The organism is Stackebrandtia soli, from assembly GCF_965137155.1.
GTDB classification, from domain to species: domain Bacteria; phylum Actinomycetota; class Actinomycetes; order Mycobacteriales; family Micromonosporaceae; genus Stackebrandtia; species Stackebrandtia soli.
In genome coordinates this window covers 34195-54295 of the sequence record NZ_CBCRZX010000031.1, presented here as the reverse complement: position 1 = coordinate 54295, position 20101 = coordinate 34195, and the positions used below count along the sequence as shown (strand labels likewise).

Below are 20101 nucleotides of genomic sequence, written 5' to 3'. Positions count from 1 at the left end.
GGCGTCTTCACGGGGGGCAGGTCGGCGCACAACCGTCTCCAACTCCACAACGCCGCGAGCGCGGCGGGAAGGAACGGCCAGGTCCACGCCCACGTCACCGCGAGAACTCCACTGTGGGGTATCGCGAGGACGAGGGCGAGAGTCGCCAACTGGGCGATCGTCCGCCCGATCTTGTCGACCGTGACGCTGGGACGCATCCGCCCGAGCCCGCGCGTCGCCGCCAGCAGTGCCTCGACCGCGACCGCGCACGGCAGGAACACCGCGAGGACCCGCAGCGCCGAGGCGTAGGCGTCGCCGCCCTCGTCCTGCCAGTCGCCCAGCGTCGGAGCCGCCACCCACAGGGCGAAGGCGGCGACGGACGCGGCGATCATCGCGGGGACGAGCGCGACCCGCAGCACCTCGCCCAACGCGCCGGGACGCCCGGAGCGTTTCGTCAGCGCGACCCAGTACACGAGACCGGTCGGGGTGCCGAGCCTCGCCAGCGCCAGAGCGAGCAGGAACGCCGACGTCGCGGCGAAGAACTGGCCCGCCGCGTGTGGTCCGAGACCGGCCGCGACGAGCCAGGTGACGACGACGCCGCCGGCTCCCGAGAACGCCGCGCCCCCCAGGTTGAGGGCACCACCGCGCGCCGTTCGGCGCAGGATGTTCGCGGATCGTTCGACCGTCAAGTCCGCCATGAGGGCTCCGCGCCGAGCCAGCGCTCAAGCCGCGCGTCGTGTGGAGCGTAGTGGTCGGACAGTTCACGATCGAGGGCGTCGTCCCGATGCGGCGGCCGTGGCCTCGCGTTGTGCCGGGCGAAGGCGATGTCGCCGAGTTGCGGCAGGCCGAGAAACCGCAGGACCCGGTCGAAGACCACCTCCGGTTCGGTGAAGAACCGACCGCTGTCGATGACCATGATCCGGTCGGCGCCGACGGCGGCGGACACCCGGTCCAGGTGGTCGGCGTAGTGCCCGCGGTCGAGGTAGGCGTGGTGCTGGTGGCTGAACGAGTAGTACTCCGGCTCGGCGATCAGCCGGTCGTTCTCCCCGGCGAGCCGCTCCGGTTCGGCGGCGAGCGCGTCGGAGAAGTCCGCTATGGACTCGAAACCGCGAGCGCGCTCGTGCGCGTGTTGGGAGCGGGCGCGTTCGACGGGGTCCCGCACGAGCACCAGCAGTCGGGCGTCCGGGAGGTCGCGGGCGATGCGTTCGGCGGCGAGCGGGTGGTACAGGTAGTACGGGCTCGACTCGAACGCCAAGGGTGTCACCCCGGAGTGCTCGGCGATGCGGTCCGCCGTGCTCCGCGCCGCGAAGTGCGCCCGGTACCAGGCCAGGCCCCGGTGGTAGTCCGTGTCGAAGAAGTGTATTCCTTTGTGGAATATCGGCTTCAGGATCGCCGGGTGTTGGGCCAGCGCCCGATACATCGACGTCGTGCCGCAGCGCTGCCCCCCGGAGACGAGGAAACCCGGCAGCACACGACGGTTCGACGTCAGACGGCCGAACGTGCGCGTCCCCGCGTGGACGACGCGTTTGAGCGGGACCGGAACGTCCCTCGAACGAAGCTTCACGGCGCGGGCTCCCCTTCCACGACGATGTGATCCAGCAATGTGGGCAACAGCCAGCGCCCCAACGCGCCCAGCGCCGCACCCGCCTCGGCCTGCCCGTCGGCGAGGTAACGGGTCGCCAGGTCGACGAGGTACAGCAGCGTCGTCAACCGCGCCCGCTGCGGATCGATGCCGAACGTCGACAACACCGCGGGGGCGCGCGTCAGCAGCGACGCGACGGCGATCGCCGGGTCGATCCGGCGCGTCACGATGTCGTCCTGGAGCGCGTAGTGCAGCGGGTCGAAACCGACCGGCACGTCGGTGGCGAACCGTTCCAGATCCCACAGCAGCAACCTCGTCGGCAGCATCGCCATGTTCCACGGCGCCCAGTCGCCGTGCCACGATCCGAAGGTCAGGTAGTGCCGCCCGTTCCGATCGAGGAGGCTCCGGCCCGCGTGGACGAGCGCGCGACCGTCCTCACTGTCGCCCAGCGCGTCCAGCCGCCGCCGCAGTCGACGCGCGTAGCGGCTGTCGGCGAGGCCCGTCGTCGTCGTTCCCGTGCAATGCGCCAACTCGCGCATCGCCGCGTGAAGGCGGTCCCGGTCCAGCCCGGCGGGGCGCTCCCAGCCGGGTAGCGCCTGCTGGACCAGCAGTTCGTGCCCGCGCCAGCGCCCGGTGTGGATCACCCCGGGCACCTCCACCCTGGACAGTCCTAGGCCGGCGAGTGTGCGCAACGCCCGCGACTCGTCGCGGACGAGGCCGCGAGTCAGGTCGTTGACACCGATCTTGACGAAGCCGACCGAACTCGCGGACTCGGTCAACAGCTGCAGGATCGGCTTGCGATTCGCCCGCGCCGGACCGATGTGGATGCAGAGGTGGACGGGATGCCCCATCACCTCGGTCAGATGCCGCGCTATGTCGACGTCGCTCGAAGGCAGCGCCAGGCGGTCGCGCAGCAACAGCCGGTCCGTCCGGGTGACGAGGGCCGCGACGGCCGCGTCCCGTTTCAGCCGGGCGGATCGGGCGGCGGGCCGGGCGTACTGCCGCAGCGCCGCCGCCGCGACCCGGCGCGAACTCTCCGGTACCAGCACCCGCGCGTGACGCAGGTTCGGTACCGCGATGAAACGCCGAGCCGTGTCGCCGTCCCCCGAGGGAAACAGCATGGACGTCACCTCGGCGAGGTAGTCCGCACGGCGGGTCGTCTCATCGCCCGTGGCGATTCGCGCTGTCACGGTGCCATCCCCTCCACGGCACCGTCACGTTCGTTTCTCCACAGGAGGACATAGCAGAGCATCGTCAACACCAACGGTGGCAACAGCGCGTTGTAGTAGAACATCGACGTCAACGACAAGACCATCACAACCCAACCAACGATTCCGACCGGTGAATGGTCGCGGCGAAACCTCCACAGGACCGCGAGGAAAAAGCCGAGATAGCACGCCACCCCGGCGAGCCCGTGCGCGAAGACGACCTGCCACAGCTGGCCGTTGCCGCCCAGCGTCCGACTGCCGCAGTTGGGGCACGCCTCGGTCGGCCCGATCGCGATCGAGTCCGCCGAACCGACCGTGTTGCGGGTGGAGCCGAAGCCGAGCACCGGTGAGTGCGGGACCGCCGCGAGCGCCTGCTCCGTGGAGTAGCCGCGACCGTCGTCGGAATGCCCGTTGTCGATGCGCGCGGAGACGACGTCCCCCAGCGGCGTCACCGCGATCGCCAGCAACGCGACGAGGCCGGCGCCGACGAGGACTCCGATCATCCACAGTCGGCCGACGATGAACATTCGGACGGCGACGACGACGGCTATGACACCGAGGTTCAGCCACAGGCCGCGATTCATCGAGTGCACGATCGGGACGACCGCGATCGCCAGCAGCGCGACGGCGGCGACCCTGTGCCGCGTCGACGTGCGGAAACAGAACGCTGCGACGGCGATCCAGCCCGCGCAGATCGCCATGATGTTGCCCCACGTGTTGGTGTACCCCCATGGAGCGGCGGGACGGGGCGTCTCGTAACCGAGGAAGTCCATCACCTGGGAGGCCTGCGGATGCACGAGCGACTTCACGAAGCCGTTCGAGCGGATCCCGTGCGGCAGAACCGCCTCCACGGGGGACGTGAACTCGAAGGTGCCCGCGAAGGTCCCCAGCAGGCCACCGACGACCGTCACCAGGCCCAGGTACGACAGCAGGCCGATGAGGCGTCGACGTGGGAACTCCCGTTCGGACAGGTTGACCGCGTACAACGCGATGATCGTGACGCTGATATAGCCGCCGAACCGATACAGCGCGCCCGGCAGTCGACCGAGCCAGCCGCCGGCGACGGTTCCGGGCGGGTTCACGTCGAGCATGAGCAGGCTCGCGGCCACCACCAGGCAGAAGCACAGCCAGATCCCGAACGCCGGTGGCAGTTCGACGTGCCGCCGCCGCGTCAGCGAGATCGCCATCGGCACGGCCAGCATGGGGAAGATCAGTGCCTGAAGACCCAGAACCCACCATAGTGGATATAGGGCGAGCAGCCACACCAGCAGGCTCCCGGGACCCCGCCACAAGCCGGGCGTCGGCTGGTCGACGGCGCGGTCGACCACTCCCAGCCGCCCGGAAGAGGGCGCGACCACGGTCAGGGCGTGTCCTGGAGCCCACTTGCGTGGCAGGTCCGAGACACGCCCCGGTTCAGCGCTCATCGCGCCGGTCGCCGATGGCCTCGAGCGGATCGTCGTCCTCGACCACCGGGATCATGTCGGTCGGTCGGTCGTCCCCGGTCGGCATGCCCCCACCACTACCGCCGCCTCGGCGCCGCGGGGTCGGTGGCCGCCCGCGCCGAACACGTTCGTCCCGCACCGTCGTGACCGTGCGCCGCGACGACTCCGACGTGATGCCGCGCCTGGTCGGAGCCTCCGGCTCGTCGGTCGGGGCCGGCATGCGCGGCAGCGCGACCGCGCCGAGCAGTGGGGCGTCGATGCGGTGCATCGCCTGGACGGCCTCGGCGACGTCCTCCACCTTGTCCTTGCCGCATTCCACGGCGATGAGCACCGCGTCCGCGTCGGCGGCGAGCAGCTGAGCGTCCGCCGACACCGTCATCGGCGGGGCGTCCACCACTACATAAGAGGCCCGGTCGCGCAGTTGTGAGTAGACCTTCGCGATCGTGTCCCGGGAGGGACCCGTCGCGGTGCCACAGCCTCCGGGCCCGACGACGTCGAGCAGCGGGTGCCGTGCCGCCCGGTGCGTGGCCCGCGCCAGGTCCGAGCGGTCGGCAAACACATCGGACAGTCCCGGAACGGCCGGTGCGTCGAGCAGCGACGTGACCGTGAACGGCCCACTCGGATGCGCCGCCACCGCGACCGACGGACTGCCCGCCCGGGCGAGCGCCGCCGCCAGGTTGGCCGCGCACACGCTCGACGCCGACCCGGACGACACCCCGGCGACGACGATGACGCGGTGCGGGGCCGGGCCGAGCGCCGCGACGACCTCGTTGCGGAGCCGCCCGAAGACCCGCCCGCCCGGGGAGAACGCCGCGAAGACGTCATTCGTCTTGATCTCGATGTCACGATGGACCACCGCGATGACGTCCACATCGCAGCGTCGCGACACGTCCGAGGCATGCCACACGCGCGCCGCGAACCGCTGCCGGACACTCGCCACGGAGACGCCGGCGAGCGCCCCCAGCAAGGTTCCGCCGGCGACCGCGACGAGCGGCTTCGGAGAGCTCGCCGACTGCGGCAGGCGCGGTTCGCTGATGACGCGGCCCGCGCTCACGGCGGACGAGGCCGACGTCAGTTGCGCCTTCAACGACGTCCACTCGGTGATCTCGCTGTCGACCGCTCCCCGGCTGTTCTTGACGACGACGTAGTCGAAGTCGGATTCATCGAGTTTGGACAGCTCCTGGGTGAGCCTGCCGCGCTCCGCCTCCAACCCGGCGAGTTCGCCGTCGACGACGTCCATCTGCTCGGCGAGGCGGTTCTTGGCCGTTTCCACGCGGTTGACCAGGTACGCGTCGGCGAAGGCCTCGGCGCCGTCGCGGGCGCCGGCGGGGCTGTCGGCGGTGAAGGCGATCGTCAGGATCGACGTGTTCGGGGGCACCGACACCTCGACCTCTCCGGCGAGCGTCGCCGCGTCACGGGACTTGACGCCGAGGGTCTTCGCGGCGAGCTTGGCGACGGCCGTCGACGTCACCAGTTGGGCCTCAGTGTCCAGATTGATCTCGGTCTTGGAGCGGGACTGCGCGACGACCGAGGTCTCCGCTCCGGTCGGGGCGACGAGGACTTGGGTCTGCGACTGGTACTCGCGCGGTGCCAGTCCCGTGTAGATGCCGCCGACCGCCATCCCGGCGACGGTGGCGCCGATGAGCAGCAGGCGGTGACGTGTGGCCATGTCGAGGTAGTCGCTGAGGGTACGGCTGGGGGATGCAGGGGCTGTCAACGGTCCGCGAACCTTTCGCATCGGAAGGTAGTCGTCTAAGGAAACGAGCCGCGCAACTGATGGACACGGGCAAGCGTCAGACCCCGCCCACAAGGGTGGTGAGAATACGCGACATGTTCATCGATCTATACATTCTGTCGCGAAGACGACACGCTCCTATGGGTTATTAGTGCACCATGGAGGCGGATGAAACCTAGGGGGCGACATGCGGCGGATGCGAAGTAGGAATACGTTCCTCGCCTGGACGGCGACGGTCGTGAGTGTCTTTCTGGCGATGACGATCGGCTCGACGTACGGGCTGATCACCGCGTCCGGCGCTGATCTCGACTCCGAGGAGGCGGCCGGGGGAGTGTTCACTTCGGACGCGGACGGCTACACGCTGTCCGGAAGGTCCGATCTAAACATTCCAGACACGACACGGCTCCTCGTCGGCGCCGGGCCCGAGGGAGTCTCGGTCGCCTACGTCCAATTCGACATGGGAGTCGCGCACAGTGCCGAGGGCGCGACGGTGACCGTCGCCATCGCGAAGACCCGAGTCGAGGACCTCGTCGAGATCGCGCAGGTGTCGAGCGAGTGGGCGGAGACCTCACTGACGGCGGAGTCGGCGCCCCTGTTCGGGCCGGTCCTGGACTCGCAACAGGTCACCGGCGACACCGGCACGGTCACCTTCGACGTGTCCGCCGCGGACCTCACGGGACCGTCCGCCGCGTTCGCCCTGACAACACCGTCCACCGAGGGCCAGATCCACCTCGTCGCCCGGGAATCGCGGGAATCCGTTCCGGCTCTTCGAGTCCCGGCCGCGACGATTCCCTCGGCGGCGCCGTCGCCATCTGTGGTGACGCCGTCGCAGTCCTCTGTGGCGTCGCAGCCGTCGGACGTCCCGACCGCGGTGCCGCCCCCTCCGTCCACCGCGCCGTCGACCGTGCCGCCCTCGTCCGGCGTGTCGCAACCGTCGGACGCGCCCTCGTCCGCCCAACCGCAGACGGCACCCGACCCGGCGTCCGTACCCGGCGCGACGCGGCCGACACCGCTGCCGCCCCCGGGCGTCGGCGAGTTCGGCGCCCCGACGACCGAGCCCGGCGTGCACGTTCCGACGCCGCGCGTCCCCAGCCCGGTGGGCCCGCAGGACCCGCCCGGGCCGCACTACCCGATCGGGCCGCCTCCCGCGCCGAGCGACTGCGCCGTCGGGGACGATCTCGTCCCGACGTGCGGGGCGCTCCAGGGCATCGCCCCCGCCGGTAAGACCCCGGTGTCCAAGACGGCGGCGCTGCTCGATTACGAGACCAAGGTGGACAAACGACAGCACGTGTACCACTCGTACCACCGTGGGACGTCCAAGATGTTCCCGACGGACGACGAGATCGAGGTCGCCCGTGATCCGCTCGGCAAGCGGCTGCTGTTCATCAACTGGAAGCCACAGAACGTGACCTGGGCGGAGATCGCCGCGGGCGACGCGGAGACTGACGCCTATCTCGATCGGCTCGCTCAGCACATCAAGAGTCGCTTCAACGAGCCGTTCTTTTTCACCGTCCATCATGAACCCGAGAACGACGTGCGCGAGTCGCCCGGCTCGGGTTACACCGCCGACGACTACGCGGCGATGTTCCGCCACGTCGTCGAGCGGCTGCGCGGAGGCGGCGCGGATCAACTGGTGTCCGTCATCGTCTACATGGCCTATCTGAAGTGGACGACGCAGCCCTGGCACGAGAGGCTGTATCCCGGCGACGACGTGGTCGACTGGGTCGCCTGGGACAGCTACGGCTACTCCGATCCCGGCTACGGCCACGGCGACTTCGCCGAACTCGTCAACCGGACCGCCGACAGCAAGCCCGATTGGCCGGGCACGTACCGGTGGGCCGCGCGAACGTTCCCGAACAAGCCGCTCATGATCGGCGAGTGGGGCGTCTGGTACTCGCGTGATAACGCCGGTCATCAGGCCGAGGTCTTCGAGTCCGCGGGCGCTCAAATGGGGCATTTCCCGCGACTCAAGGCGGTGCTGTACTTCGAGTCGCCGAACGCCGAGGGGCGAAGCTCGCAAGTGGATTCGACGCCGCACGGCCTGGTGGCGTTCCAGCGCTGGTGTGATTCTCGGCAGTTCGACGTCGCCCTGTGAGGCGACTGCCGTCGCGGCCGACGCGGGGGACCGCGTCGGCCGCGACACGTCTCCGGAGCGGACACAATGAACAATTCGCGCATCGTGTGCCACGACGGGAACGACGCGTTCGCGTCGTCGTCCGCCACGGTTCCGGGCGACGCCCTGCCACGCCACAGTGTACTGTCGGTCGCGGAAGCCCGATGAACTACCCCGAAAGTCGATAGTGGATGTGTCGCCGGGGTCCAATGTGATGAACGCCAGAACGCCCGAACGCGCCGTGTTCGGGCGTTCGGGCGTTCGTGGGGACCTCCGCCACCGGCGAGCCCCAGCCCGCCAGAGGCAGAACACCCGGCCGAGCCGAGCCGAACCGAGCCGACGCCGGAGCGGGGCCGGAACCGAACCGGGCCCGAACCGGGCCCGAACCAGGTCCCGGAGTCGGAGCCGAACCAGGTCCCGGAGTCGGAGCCGAACCAGGTTCCGGCGCCGAATCAGGTCCCGGACGGAACCCTCGCCCCTGGCCCGCCTTCCCTGGCCCTCTCGCCGCCCCGTCCGTCTACTCCGCTTGGTTGGTTAAACGCTCCGCTTGGTTGGGCAAATGTTCGAAACAGGCGTGTTTTCGCAATTTGCCCAACCAAGCGGGACTTTTGCCCAACCAAGCGGAGATGGTGGTGGGTGGGCTCAGCCGAGGCGTTCGATCACCATCGCCATGCCCTGGCCGCCGCCGACGCACATCGTCTCCAGGCCGTACCGTCCGCCGGTGCGCTGGAGTCCGTGCAGCAGTGTGCCCGTGATGCGGGCGCCCGTCATGCCGAACGGGTGGCCGACCGCGATCGCGCCACCATGGACGTTCAACTTCTCGATCGGCACGCCGAGGTCCTGATAGGAGGGAATCACCTGGGCGGCGAAGGCCTCGTTGATCTCCACGAGATCCATGTCGTCGATCGTCAGCTCCGCGCGAGCCAACGCCTGGCGGGACGCCTCGACCGGGCCGATGCCCATGATCTCCGGCGAGATCGCGCTGACCCCGGTCGACACGATCCGGGCGAGCGGCGTGATGCCGAGCTCGGCGGCCTTCGTGTCGCTCATGATGACGACCGCCGCGGCGCCGTCGTTGAGGGGACAGCAGTTCCCCGCGGTGACGCGGCCGTCCGGCCGGAACACCGGCTTCAGCCCGGAGACTCCCTCGTAGGTCACGCCCGCGCGCGGACCGTCGTCAGTGGAGACGACCGTTCCGTCGGGGAGGGTGACCGGCGTGATCTCCTCGGCCCAGAATCCGGCCGCGATCGCCTGCTCCGCGAGATTCTGCGAGCGCACGCCGAAGTCGTCCATCTCGCGCCGCGTCACGTTCCGCAGAAGCGCCAGGTTCTCGGCGGTCTGCCCCATGGCCAGGTACACATCGGGCAGTTCGCCGCCGTCGCGCGGGTCCGTCCAGTCGATCGTGCCCGACTGGGCGCGTTCCTCGGACCGCGCCAACGCGCCCGCGAAAGCGGGGTTCTGCCAACTACCGCCGACGAGCGCGGCGGCCTCGGGCGGAAGCGCGTCGGAGTTGCCTCGCGCGTAGCGCGACACCGCCTCGACGCCGGCGGAGATGAACACGTCGCCTTCGCCGGCCTTGATCGCGTGCATCGCCATCCGGGTCGTCTGCAACGACGAGGCGCAGTACCGGGTGAGCGTCGCGGCGGGCAGGTGGTCGTAGCCCAACAGGACGGCGACGACGCGCGCCATGTTGAAGCCGGCCTCACCGCCGGGGAGCCCGCAACCGAGATACAGGTCGTCGATGAGGGTCGGGTCGAGGTCGGGGACCTTGTCGAGAGCGGAGCGGATAGCGGTGACAGCGAGGTCGTCGGGCCGCAGATCCTTGAGGGAACCCTTGAAAGCGCGACCGATCGGGGTGCGAGCGGTGGCGACGATGACTGCTTCAGGCATGACGGCAGCATACTCGCCGGTAACACAACGGGAGGTGTGGTGGCGACAGCGCCGGGTGACCCACTGGCGGATCGCTCTCCGCCCATGCCCACTCGGACTTCTTCCCGTGCGTCATCGGCGGGACCCGCGAACCGGACTGCGGAGCCGCGCCGACGCCCGCGGGGGCCACGACTCGTCGGGATCGCGACGGTCGCGACGCCAGGCGGAACCCGCCGACGCGGTCCGGCGGCACGCTCAGCGCGGTCGAGGCCCCGAAACCGCGCCGGAGACGGTACCCCCACCCGTTCCCCCGAAACACGACGTCGTCGCGGGACTTCCGCCGACGTGTGGTCGACGTCTTGAGCTCTCGCCTCGCTCGATCTCGGGTCGTGGGGCAACCTCTATGCTCTTCCGCATGCGTTATGTCAATTCAGTTATCGACCTGATCGGTGACACCCCGTTGGTGAAGCTGAACGCGGTCACCGAGGGCATCGAGGCCCTCGTGTTGGCCAAGGTCGAATATGTCAACCCCGGTGGCAGCGTCAAGGACCGCATCGCCACCCGCATGATCGAGGACGCGGAGAAGGCGGGCCTGCTCAAGCCGGGGGGCACCATCGTCGAACCGACGTCCGGCAACACCGGCGTCGGCCTGGCGATGGCCGCGCAGCAGAAGGGCTACCACTGCGTCTTCGTGTGCCCTGACAAGGTGTCTGAGGACAAACGCAACGTGCTCAAGGCCTATGGGGCCCGCGTCGAGGTCTGCCCGACCGCCGTCGCACCCGAGGACCCGCGCTCGTACTACAGCGTCTCGGACCGGTTGACCCGTGAGATTCCCGGAGCCTGGAAGCCCGACCAGTACTCCAACCCTGCCAACCCCCGCTCGCACTACGAGACCACCGGCCCCGAGATCTGGTCTCAGACCAAGGGCCGCATCACCCACTTCGTCGCGGGCGTCGGCACCGGCGGCACCATCTCCGGCACCGGACGGTACCTGAAGGACCAGGGCCCCGTTCGCGTCATCGGCGCCGACCCGGAAGGTTCCGTCTACTCGGGCGGGACGGGGCGGCCGTACCTGGTGGAAGGCGTCGGCGAGGACTTCTGGCCCTCCAACTACGACAAGACCGTGTGCGATGAGATCGTCGAGGTCACCGACGCCGACTCCTTCGCCATGACGCGTCGTCTCGCCCGCGAGGAGGGCCTCCTCGTCGGAGGATCCTGCGGCATGGCCGTCGTCGCCGCGCTGGACGTCGCCCGTCGCGCCAACCCCGACGACGTCATCGTCGTCCTGCTTCCGGACGGCGGACGCGGTTACCTGTCGAAGATCTTCAACGACGACTGGCTCACCGAGTACGGCTTCCTCTCCGCCGGAAACGTCGACACCACCGTCGCGGACGTTCTGTCCCGTAAGGACAGTTCGCTTCCGGAGCTCGTTCACGTGCACCCCAACGACACCGTGCGCGACGCCATCGGCATCCTGCGCGAGTTCGGCGTCTCCCAGATGCCGGTCCTCAAGGCCGAGCCGCCCGTCGTCACCGGTGAGATCGCCGGTGCCGTCGCCGAACGCGACCTGCTCGACGCCCTGTTCACCGGCGCCGCCGCGCTCCACGACCCGGTGGAGCGGCACATCGGTACGCCGCTGCCGATGATCGGTGGTGGGGAGCCCGTGTCCCGCGCGGTCGATCTGCTGGCGAAGGACGACGCGGCCGTCGTCCTCGTCGAAGGCAAGCCTCGCGGCATCGTGACCCGTCAGGATCTCCTGACCTACTTGCAGAGCCGCTGACCCGCGTCGTNNNNGGNGCCGACCTCGTTCGGCGCCNACGGCACCTCGGCAGTCAGCCCACCCTCGTCAGCCAATCACCCTCGCCGATCTCGGCGAGCGCCGCGATGAGCCGAGCGCGTTCCTCGGCCGTTCCGTCGGCGCCCAGCGCGTGGTGCAGGCCGAAGAACAACAGGGTCGCCGCCGCCTCGCGGTCGCGTGGTTCGATTCCCGGGCCGGGCATCGCCGCCGCCACTGGGCGGCGGGGCAGGAGGCTTCGTACCCGTGCGGCGAGCCCGCCTCGCGCGGCGCGACGCGCGAGTATCGCCTTGCGCATCAACAGTCGGGCGTCGTCGTGGACGCCGGCGATGGCCGCCGAGCGCGCGACCGTCAGCACCACGGCCTGCGACCGATGGCACCGGCGCGGGCTGTCCCACCACAGTGAGCGCAGCACCGGGTAGTCGCCGGTGTCGTGCGGTAGCGCCGTGAACTCCAGCCACACCGCGTCCACGTCCCACAGTCCGGATCGCAGCGATCCATCCAATATGGAGACGGCGCCTGGTCGATCGCCCCCGGACATGGCGTCGCGCGCCCGCCTCAGACTGTCGTCAGCACTCGTGTGCCGAGCCGAAGCGGACGCGCGGACCATGCGGACTCCATTCTGATGAGCCGGAACCCCCGACTCGGACCGCCCAGCGTCGTTCCCCCGCGCTGGGACGGCCCTTGCTCATGCCCTTGGCGATCCGTGGGTCGACGCCGCGTCACAGCATCGCCATGCCGTGTTCGGCAATGGGATTGAGGTGACGCGCGTACCAGCGGACCGGCCGTCATCATATGCCATGGCGGTGATCCGCGGTTGCCCTAGCGTCCGATGAGGACTTCCTCTCGGTCGGCCTGGGCGACGCGCTCGTTCGGCTCGCCGCCCGTCGGGCGCGTCGCGATCAATGTGGTGTTGGTGCGGCGGTGCCGCCCGACGTACTTGGCCATGCCATCCTCCCTGATGTCCGGTCGATGTGGTCGACTCTAGCCACGGGGTACGACACTTTCGCCGCGTCGTGGATTCCCCGCTCAGCCCCATCGTGGGGCACGTCACGTCCGCTGATTATGGAGGGTCACGGACTCGTGATTCTCCGTCTGGCGACCTCACCGTCGGACGTTGGTCGACATGCTCGACTGTAGATCCGGGGGTTCCGGCGGGCAACTCGATTTACGTCGTGGGTCGGTGCTTGTCGAAGTTGCCGAGGAAGATCGCGTCCGGTTCCGTCGGGTCGGGGAACGGCCCCGGCTCGACGTCGCACTCGTAGTTGAACAGCAGGAAGCACTCCTTCGCCTCGGTGATGCCGAGCTCCTTCGCGGCCGCGAGCGCCGCGTCCAACCAGCTGTTCCGGTACGAACCCTGGAGGATCTCCTCGATCGGCTTCATGCCGTGCCCGCCGACCTCGGCGTAGTCATGGTCGAACCATCCGATGACGGTGTTGTCCTCGTCGTAGGAGGTGTTCAACCAGATGGCGACACGTCCGGGCGTCTCCTCGATCAGTCCTGATCTGTACATGTCCGTCCTCTCACGGTGGGAATGGTTGCGAGGCAACGGAAGCAGCCCCTGTTCGCCTCGCGAAAGAACTGTAGACGTGCGGTGCGACAGCCCTGTGTCCGGAATTCCCGCCCGGGCGGGACGCCGGGCCCATGTGCCCGGGACGCCGGGACGGTCAATATTCAGATGGAACCGTCACCCGCCGCTTCTGGCCCCGCCTAAAGTGGCGACGAACGTGGGAAGTCCCATACCGACTTCCCCATGGACACCTCGGAAGGAGGGACGACATGTCGAAGATCCTCAAGCTCCAGAAGCTGGCCGCGCAGCCCACGCACGTCGAGCCGGCGCTCAGCATCAGCTCCTGCGACTCGCACAGCTGCTAATGCACTGAAAGCGGCGGGGACGGTTCCACCTCCGCTCCGAGACGTTCGTGAAGGACCTGCCGTGTATTCCTGGGAAACGCTGTACATCTACTGCCAACAGGGTTCACGGTGGTTCGAACCGTTGGCTCGGTACCTGCCCACCTCCGAGCACCTCTCGGCCTTCCGCGATCTCGCCCCTTCCAACTGGACGGTATGGCGTCGTGGGCTCTGGTTCATCGCCGACCCACCGGGCAAGTCGATGCCGAAACAGGGCTGGAAGATCCACGTCAGCGCCCAGACCGCCGACAGCGTCGACGTTCTCCGGCTCGCGATGCCCAGGCTGCTTGCCGCGGGCGTCCCGTTCAAGTTCCTGCTCGACCCGCGTTCCGTCGCCCTCACCAGTGGAAAGCTGTGGCCACGCGGTTCCAGCGGTAAGTTCATCACCGTCTATCCACCGGATGAGAAGTCCTTCGTCGCCGTCGCGACCGATCTCGCGGCGACTCTCGGGGACTACAGCGGCCCGTACATTCTCTCTGATCGGCGGGTCCCGAACTCCCGCAACGTCTTCTACCGGTACGGCGGCTTTACCGGAATTCGCCGCGTCCGCTCCGACGGCGCCGCCGACCTCATGATCGCCGCGCCCGACGGTGAACTCGTCGTCGACGTACGTCAGCCGTACTGGTCGGCTCCCCCCTGGGTCCAGCAGGACCCGTTCGGTCGACCCGCGCAGGAGGACATCGACGAGGACGACGAAGGCGACGGCACCCTCGACGGACGGTTCACCGTCACCGAGGCGATCCAGTTCTCCAACCGAGGCGGTGTCTACCTCGCCGACGACTCCCGTACCGGCCGTGACGTGATCTTGAAAGAGGTACGACCGCACATCGGACTCGGCGAACTCCGGTACACACAGGACTATGTTCAGGTCTTGACGAAGGAACACCGACTACTCGCGGCCCTCGCCGACTCGCCGCACTTCGTCAACCCCGTCGCGCTGTTCGACGAATGGGAGCACACGTTCCTCGCCGAAGAACGCGTCAACGGTCCCCAGCTCAGTCAGCTGTCCATCGAGGGCAACCCCGTCTATACGCGCGATCTCACGGCCGCCGCGCTCGCCGAGTACCACGGGCGGATGCGCGGTTACTTCACGGATCTCGCCCACGCCGTCGGTGACGCCCACGATCGAGGCATCGTCCTCGGCGACCTGTCCTGGACGAACGTGCTCGTCGACGAGGACCGGGACCGGATCACAATCATCGACTTGGAGGCCGCTCGCGAGGTCGACGTCGACCCGCCGATGCGGATGCACACCAAGGGCATCTCGAGTCCCCGCTACATCCGCACTGGCGACGCCGAGCCCCGCGATGACCTGTACTCCATCGGGTCCATGCTGTTCGGCTCGATCATGCTCGCCAACACCTTCCTCGGGTACCGTCCCGGCGCGCTGCCACGCTTTCTCGATGCGCTGCGCGCCGACCTCGGACTGCCGAACGGCCTCGTCTCGCTCATTCGCGACCTCACCGACGACCCCGACGGCCATGGCCAGCCGACACCGGCGGAGATCGCCCAGCGGCTCACCGATCTGTCCATCGACGATCCGAACGCGTGGCCCACCCCGATTCCGCTGGCACGGCCCGCCGCCGACATCCTGACCGGCGACCGTCTCGACGCCGTGCGCGCCGCAGCCGTCGACGCTCGCGGCGGAATCGTCCGGTATCTGCAGGGCACCGCCACTCCGGACCGTGACGACCGGCTCTTCCCCGGGGACGTCGCCACCTTCGAAACGAACCCGCACCACGTCGCCCATGGCGCCGCCGGTGTACTGCACGCGCTGACGCTCCTTCCCGGTGACATGCCCAGGGCACTCGACTCGTGGCTGCTGAAGTCGACCATCACCGATGCCACCCACCCGGCCGGCCTCTATTTCGGTCAGACCGGTATCGCTTGGGTGCTCGATGAACTCGGCCACAGCGGCTACGCCGCGAGCCTCACTCGGCAGGCCGCCGCACACCCGTCGCGCGACCGCAGCCCCGGAATCCTGCGCGGCGCGGCCGGCGTCGGCCTCGGCTGCCTGCGCATGTGGCACACCACGGGAGACGACGCCCACCTCCGCGACGCGATCGACATCGGACGTTCCATCTCCGAGTCCGCCGTTCGTGACGAGAACGGAGCACATTGGACCGACACGGACCCCTTCGGTGAGACTCACGTGCCCCTTGGGTACGGCAACGGCCCCGCCGGCGTCGCGCTGTTCCTGCTGTACCTGCACCTGGCCACTGGCGACCCTGAGGCGTTGACCCTCGGCAGGGCCGCGCTCGACTTCGAACTCGCCAACGCGGTTGAGCACTCCGACTCGCTGACCACGTTCCGCGCCGACCTCGACGAGGAGCGATCCCCGAAGCTGCGGGCCTATTTCGACGAGGGCACCGCCGGCCTTCTGACCACATTGGTGCGATACATCGTCGTCACCGAGGATCCCGTTCTGGAGAAGTGGGTCGACCGGCTGCTGCCGGACGTCAGCCGCAAGTACGCCGTGATGCCGCAGCTGTTCCACGGCCTCGCGGGCCTCGGCAACGCGCTGCTCGACGTCGCCGAACTCCTCGGACGCCAGGACGCGCTCGCCGAGGCGTGGCGGACCGCCGAAGGCGTTCTGCTGTACCGCATCGACGCGCCCGAAGGCGTCGCCTTCCCCGGCGAACAGTCCCTTCGGGAATCGGCCGATCTCGCGTCGGGCGCCGCCGGAGTCGGGCTCTTCCTCGACCGGTTGATCCGCCTCGACGCGGGTGAACGCCCCGGCAACCACAACTTCGTCGTGGACGAACTGCTGCCCGGCGCGGGTGGCGACTCGTCGCTCGATGGCGGTACCCGGGACTCGGGCGGGGCCGAGGCGTGACCGCGCGCGAGGCGACCGACCACACCGAAGCATCCACTCAGGACGACGGGTCGGTGAAGGCCGCCCCGTCGAAGGGCCGATCCCGCTTCGCCGCGCTGTCCACGAACCGCGACTTCCGCCTCCTGTGGCTCGGTCAGGCGAGCTCCGAGTTCGGCGGCTCGTTGACGACCCTGTCGGTCCCGTTGCTGGCCGTGGCCCTGTCCGGGTCACCCGTCGCGGCGGGCCTGCTCGGCTCCGTCGGCTTCGTCGCGATGTGGCTGGCGCAACTGCCCGCCGGATACCTCGCCGACCTGGCGGATCGCCGCCTCGTCATGCTGTGGGCGGACGCGATCCGGCTCGTCCTCATGGGGCTCTTCGCGGTCCTACTGGTCCTCGACGCGGGCGCGCTGTGGCAGCTGCTCGTGCTCACCGTCGTCGGCAGCGGTCTCGGCGTCGTCTTCAACGCCGCCCAGTCCCAGGCGATGCGCATCATCGTCGCGCGTGACCAGATCCCCGAAGCCGTGAGCATCACGCAGGCCCGGGGCTTCGCGATCTCGATGGCGGGGCCGCCGACCGGCGGCGTGCTGTTCGCGATCGGCAGGGCCATCCCGTTCGTCGCCGACACGATCTCTTACGGCGTGTCGATGCTGTTCGTGTGGCGGATTCGAACCCCGCTACGGCCCGAACAGCGGCCGGAGGCGCGTCGGCTGCTTCCCGACCTCGGTCGGGGCTGGTCGGAACTGGCCGGCAACGCCTTCCTGCGAGGAAAGACCATCTACGCGGCCGTCACCAATCTCGCGGTGTCGGCCCTCTTGTACACGGTGATCATCGGCTACGCCGAGGACAGCATCGTCCTCGGCGTAGCGCTGAGCGCGGCCGCGGGCGCCGGCCTGCTCGGATCGCTCGTGGCCCCACTCATCATGCGGCGCTTCCCATTGCGAGCCCTGCTCGTCGGTGTCGCGGTGCTGCGCGGGACGACGGTCGCGCTCGCCGCGTGGACCGGCAACGAGATCCTGTTCGCGGCGACGCTCGCCGTCGTCATGCTCGCGGGGCCGGTCGTGAACGCCGCCTTGGCGACCGCGACCGTCCTCTATGTCGACGCGGAGGTGATGGGTCGGGCGTCGAGCTCGTCGGCCTTCGTCAGTAGCGTGCTTCAACCGGTGGCGCCACTGCTCGCAGGTCTGATGCTGCACGCGTGGTCGCCGACTCTCGCGCAGTGGACGCTTGCGGGAGGCTTCGCGCTGGTGGCGGTGTGCGCGTTGGCGCTACCCGGTCTAGGCCTACGGCTGGACGTTGAGGAGACGTGACCGTGTCGCCGAGCCCCGAACGTCGGGCCAGGTCGATCGCGTCGGCACGCCCCGCGACGCGCAGTTTCACGAGGATGTTCGACATGTGATTGCGGACCGTCTTCGCGGCGACGTGCAGCCGCCGCGCGATATCCATATTCGCCAATCCGTTGGCGGCGAGACCGAGCACCTCGTGCTCTCGTTCAGTGAGTGCCGGGAAGACTGAACGCGTGCCGCGGTCGGCGAGCCGGGAACACACGGTGCGGCTGACACCCGCGCCGAACACCATCGATCCACACGCGACGGACCTGATGGCCGACAGGATCTCCTGGGGTGGTGATGATTTCGGCAGGTACCCGTAGGTCGTCCGGGGAAGGGTCGGGAACGCCGCGAGCTCGTCTCCCGTGTCGGCCATGAGCAGCAGTCGGACTCCGGCGGCGTGCTCGGCGAGGCTCCGGACCAGGTCGACGCCGCGACCGGACGAGGGGGCGAAGTCGACGACCACGACGTCGGGCAGGTGGGCGTCGATGTGGTTGACCGCGTCCGCGAGATCGTGTCCTGATGCCGCCACCCGCATGTCGTCGGCTCCGGTGAGCAGCCAGGCGAAGCCGGCGTTGAACATCGGATGACCATTGAGGACGACCGTGTGCTCGTTCTCGGCGGGGAATGTGGAATTCACCAAGAAGTCCCTTCGGTTGCGGATATGTGAACGCGCTTCACGATGAGCGCGGTCGTCCTCGCGGCGGTCTCGCCCGATCCTCGCTCCGCGACCAGTCCATCACGCTGCGGCAATGGGCCCAAACCGCACTCAATTGTCCGAAATGGCGCATTAGTCGCCATTGGGGCGGGATCGACGACGACTCGACACAGACCGGTTCAACTAGACGCGGGGCACAACTGGCGCGCCGATGAGAAGGTGCTTCGCGTGTCGCAGGTCGGCGGCGTTCGGCAGCCCGGGGCGCGCCGCAGTGGAGTTACTCGTACCGTTGCGGGGCAGGCGAAGCCCCTCGGCGTCCCGCGCTCCCGGCCGTGTCGACGGGGGTGGGATGCGGGTGCGTCCGGCGTGGACAGCTCGCCCTCGTCCTATTTCTGAAGTCGCGACCGCGTCACGATCGGCTCGATGCGCCGTCTCCCCGTATGGGTATCGGCACCGCTCGCGTTCCAATGGCGCACACCCAGGCAGCGTGGTCGAGAGTAGGAGGAGTCTCAAGCTCGGCCCACTACGAGGAATCACTTGACCCCTGACCACGTTCGTCCTGGTCATGGTGGTGCCGTACTCCCGGTCGCCGCGCCGACGCCGCGACGTCCAGCGTCTACTGGAGATCATTACCGGCGACGCTCCGTCCGGTGAATGACAAAGGCGCTATCCTCCGTCGGGGCGCGATCCACAGGGGTGGTCTTTCGAGGTCATCCGAGGGTCGCCGTCCTCGGTACTTTCCTGAGCCCTCGTCGCGCGGTGATATGAGGCCTTCGATCACGGCGGAGTCGGCTCCTGCGACGCTTTCAGGGTGTATTCGCTGCGGGGTCGTCGATTCCGTTCGGCGATGCGCGTTCCCATATTGGGCGTTTTATGGTGTCGCTGGATATCTTGCGCGCGAACGGTCGTGGTAATGACGATCTCGCGAATCATAGGAGTCACAGTGAACATGAGAAGAATCGCCCGGATTGCGACCAGTGTGATCGGAGCATTGGGCGTCGTCCTCGCGATCGGGCTCTTCGCGCCCGCCGCGAGCGCTCACGCTTCCGGGGACACCGTCAACGTCTACCCGCCGATTGTCGGATCATCCACATGGGATCGTTTCGGGGCGTCGCCGCCGTCGTCGCACCATCGCGTGTTCTCGAACTGGGGGTACCTCAACGACTGGTCGGTCGACATCTACCGGTTGCCCGGCGCCACGGTCGTTTCACCGTTCGGCAGCAAGACCGCTGCCGGGCACGCGGTGGCGGTCAAAGTCGTCACGGTCCGACCGGGTTGCGCCACGGGCAATCTCGCGGACGGCGGATACCGGATCGGCGTCGAAGCCCGCGACACCGTCACCGGAGACATCCTCGCCCGGGCCGACGTCATGCACGTCGCCAACAAGCCGAGCAACATCGTCGTCGGGGCGACCGTCGGTCCGTGGACGAAGCTCGGCGAGACGGGCCGGTTCCGGTGGTCGACGTGCTATCAGGTCAATGGGGACACCGGCGCGCACATCCATCTCGAGGTGATCAACCAGCACCGATACTCCTGTTACATCTATCGTGGACCGAACACCGCGATGAACGACCTCACCGTCGTCGGGCGAGGCGGATCGCACAACAGCGGCCCCGTCCAGACCTGCTGAGCGGCTTCCCGTTCGGTCCTGCCGACATCGGCGCGTGTG

The 20101-nt window shown here is 68.7% G+C and carries 15 protein-coding genes and 1 pseudogene; 6 read left to right on the top strand and 10 right to left on the bottom strand.

The window, feature by feature from the left end:
* From ACM9NP_RS17030 to ACM9NP_RS17010, 5 genes are all read right to left on the bottom strand, one after another.
* A partial coding sequence (locus ACM9NP_RS17030) for a lipopolysaccharide biosynthesis protein (protein ID WP_415647705.1) occupies positions 1 to 677 on the bottom strand: 677 nt, incomplete at its 3' end.
* Positions 665 to 1543 carry a sulfotransferase domain-containing protein gene (locus ACM9NP_RS17025; RefSeq protein ID WP_415647704.1) on the bottom strand — a complete coding sequence of 293 codons (879 nt, stop codon included), beginning with the start codon at positions 1541 to 1543 and terminating at the stop codon, positions 665 to 667. The genes ACM9NP_RS17030 and ACM9NP_RS17025, both read right to left, overlap by 13 nt.
* Positions 1540 to 2751, bottom strand: coding sequence for a hypothetical protein (locus ACM9NP_RS17020; RefSeq protein WP_415647703.1), 1212 nt, complete (start codon positions 2749 to 2751; stop codon positions 1540 to 1542). The genes ACM9NP_RS17025 and ACM9NP_RS17020 overlap by 4 nt, the downstream gene beginning before the upstream one ends.
* The gene (locus ACM9NP_RS17015) at positions 2748 to 4193 is read right to left on the bottom strand and encodes an O-antigen ligase family protein (RefSeq protein ID WP_415647702.1); all 1446 of its coding nucleotides are present in this window, start codon (positions 4191 to 4193) and stop codon (positions 2748 to 2750) included. Before ACM9NP_RS17015 ends, ACM9NP_RS17020 begins: the two co-directional genes overlap by 4 nt.
* Positions 4183 to 5949: a Wzz/FepE/Etk N-terminal domain-containing protein gene (locus ACM9NP_RS17010; protein ID WP_415647701.1), complete on the bottom strand. Its 1767-nt coding sequence runs from the start codon at positions 5947 to 5949 to the stop codon at positions 4183 to 4185. Before ACM9NP_RS17010 ends, ACM9NP_RS17015 begins: the two co-directional genes overlap by 11 nt.
* A 235-nt stretch (positions 5950 to 6184) precedes the next feature.
* Here ACM9NP_RS17010 and ACM9NP_RS17005 point away from each other — a divergent pair, with 235 nt between their 5' ends.
* Positions 6185 to 8041 (top strand): glycoside hydrolase family 26 protein, encoded by a 1857-nt coding sequence (locus ACM9NP_RS17005; protein ID WP_415647700.1) that lies wholly within the window; start codon positions 6185 to 6187, stop codon positions 8039 to 8041.
* Between the two features lie 660 nt (positions 8042 to 8701).
* On the opposite strand, the gene ACM9NP_RS17000 is transcribed toward ACM9NP_RS17005, so the two are convergent.
* Positions 8702 to 9949: an acetyl-CoA C-acetyltransferase gene (locus ACM9NP_RS17000; RefSeq protein WP_415647699.1), complete on the bottom strand. Its 1248-nt coding sequence runs from the start codon at positions 9947 to 9949 to the stop codon at positions 8702 to 8704.
* A gap of 394 nt (positions 9950 to 10343) precedes the next feature.
* On the opposite strand from ACM9NP_RS17000, the gene ACM9NP_RS16995 reads away from it, so the two are divergent.
* On the top strand, positions 10344 to 11708 hold the full coding sequence (locus ACM9NP_RS16995; RefSeq protein ID WP_415647698.1) for a cystathionine beta-synthase: 1365 nt from the start codon (positions 10344 to 10346) through the stop codon (positions 11706 to 11708).
* A 52-nt stretch (positions 11709 to 11760) separates the two neighbouring features.
* On the opposite strand, the gene ACM9NP_RS16990 is transcribed toward ACM9NP_RS16995, so the two are convergent.
* The 3 genes from ACM9NP_RS16990 to ACM9NP_RS16980 form a co-directional block, all read right to left on the bottom strand.
* On the bottom strand, positions 11761 to 12333 hold the full coding sequence (locus ACM9NP_RS16990) for a hypothetical protein (RefSeq protein WP_415647697.1): 573 nt from the start codon (positions 12331 to 12333) through the stop codon (positions 11761 to 11763).
* 212 nt (positions 12334 to 12545) lie between these two features.
* Positions 12546 to 12671 carry a hypothetical protein gene (locus tag ACM9NP_RS16985; RefSeq protein WP_415647696.1) on the bottom strand — a complete coding sequence of 42 codons (126 nt, stop codon included), beginning with the start codon at positions 12669 to 12671 and terminating at the stop codon, positions 12546 to 12548.
* 220 nt (positions 12672 to 12891) lie between these two features.
* Positions 12892 to 13236, bottom strand: coding sequence for a hypothetical protein (locus ACM9NP_RS16980; protein WP_415647695.1), 345 nt, complete (start codon positions 13234 to 13236; stop codon positions 12892 to 12894).
* A 266-nt stretch (positions 13237 to 13502) separates the two neighbouring features.
* Here ACM9NP_RS16980 and ACM9NP_RS16975 point away from each other — a divergent pair, with 266 nt between their 5' ends.
* The 3 genes from ACM9NP_RS16975 (at position 13503) to ACM9NP_RS16965 (ending at position 17756) form a co-directional block, all read left to right on the top strand.
* A complete protein-coding gene (locus ACM9NP_RS16975) occupies positions 13503 to 13598 on the top strand; it encodes a class III lanthipeptide (RefSeq protein WP_415647694.1) in 96 nt (31 codons plus the stop codon).
* A gap of 61 nt (positions 13599 to 13659) precedes the next feature.
* Positions 13660 to 16470 (top strand): class III lanthionine synthetase LanKC, encoded by a 2811-nt coding sequence (lanKC, locus tag ACM9NP_RS16970; RefSeq protein ID WP_415647693.1) that lies wholly within the window; start codon positions 13660 to 13662, stop codon positions 16468 to 16470.
* Complete coding sequence (locus ACM9NP_RS16965; protein WP_415647692.1) at positions 16467 to 17756, top strand: MFS transporter; 1290 nt, start codon at positions 16467 to 16469, stop codon at positions 17754 to 17756. Before lanKC ends, ACM9NP_RS16965 begins: the two co-directional genes overlap by 4 nt.
* A 37-nt stretch (positions 17757 to 17793) precedes the next feature.
* Here the strand turns inward: ACM9NP_RS16965 and ACM9NP_RS16960 are convergent.
* Positions 17794 to 18357, bottom strand: a pseudogene (locus ACM9NP_RS16960) (LuxR C-terminal-related transcriptional regulator); the annotation flags it as partial.
* Between the two features lie 1024 nt (positions 18358 to 19381).
* On the opposite strand from ACM9NP_RS16960, the gene ACM9NP_RS16955 reads away from it, so the two are divergent.
* Entirely contained in the window at positions 19382 to 20062 is a 681-nt protein-coding gene (locus tag ACM9NP_RS16955) for a hypothetical protein (protein WP_415647691.1), read from the top strand.
* Positions 20063 to 20101: the final 39 nt, after the last annotated feature.

What these genes read in the sequence shown, in the direction of transcription:
- ACM9NP_RS16995 (WP_415647698.1), top strand. Translation starts at nt 10,344, where the DNA reads ATGCGTTATGTCAATTCAGTTATCGACCTGATCGGTGACACCCCGTTG.
- ACM9NP_RS16985 (WP_415647696.1), bottom strand. Translation starts at nt 12,671, where the DNA reads ATGGCCAAGTACGTCGGGCGGCACCGCCGCACCAACACCACATTGATC.
- ACM9NP_RS16975 (WP_415647694.1), top strand. Translation starts at nt 13,503, where the DNA reads ATGTCGAAGATCCTCAAGCTCCAGAAGCTGGCCGCGCAGCCCACGCAC.
- ACM9NP_RS16955 (WP_415647691.1), top strand. Translation starts at nt 19,382, where the DNA reads ATGAGAAGAATCGCCCGGATTGCGACCAGTGTGATCGGAGCATTGGGC.
- ACM9NP_RS16980 (WP_415647695.1), bottom strand. Translation starts at nt 13,236, where the DNA reads ATGTACAGATCAGGACTGATCGAGGAGACGCCCGGACGTGTCGCCATC.
- ACM9NP_RS17010 (WP_415647701.1), bottom strand. Translation starts at nt 5,949, where the DNA reads ATGCGAAAGGTTCGCGGACCGTTGACAGCCCCTGCATCCCCCAGCCGT.
- ACM9NP_RS16990 (WP_415647697.1), bottom strand. Translation starts at nt 12,333, where the DNA reads ATGGTCCGCGCGTCCGCTTCGGCTCGGCACACGAGTGCTGACGACAGT.
- ACM9NP_RS17000 (WP_415647699.1), bottom strand. Translation starts at nt 9,949, where the DNA reads ATGCCTGAAGCAGTCATCGTCGCCACCGCTCGCACCCCGATCGGTCGC.
- ACM9NP_RS17015 (WP_415647702.1), bottom strand. Translation starts at nt 4,193, where the DNA reads ATGAGCGCTGAACCGGGGCGTGTCTCGGACCTGCCACGCAAGTGGGCT.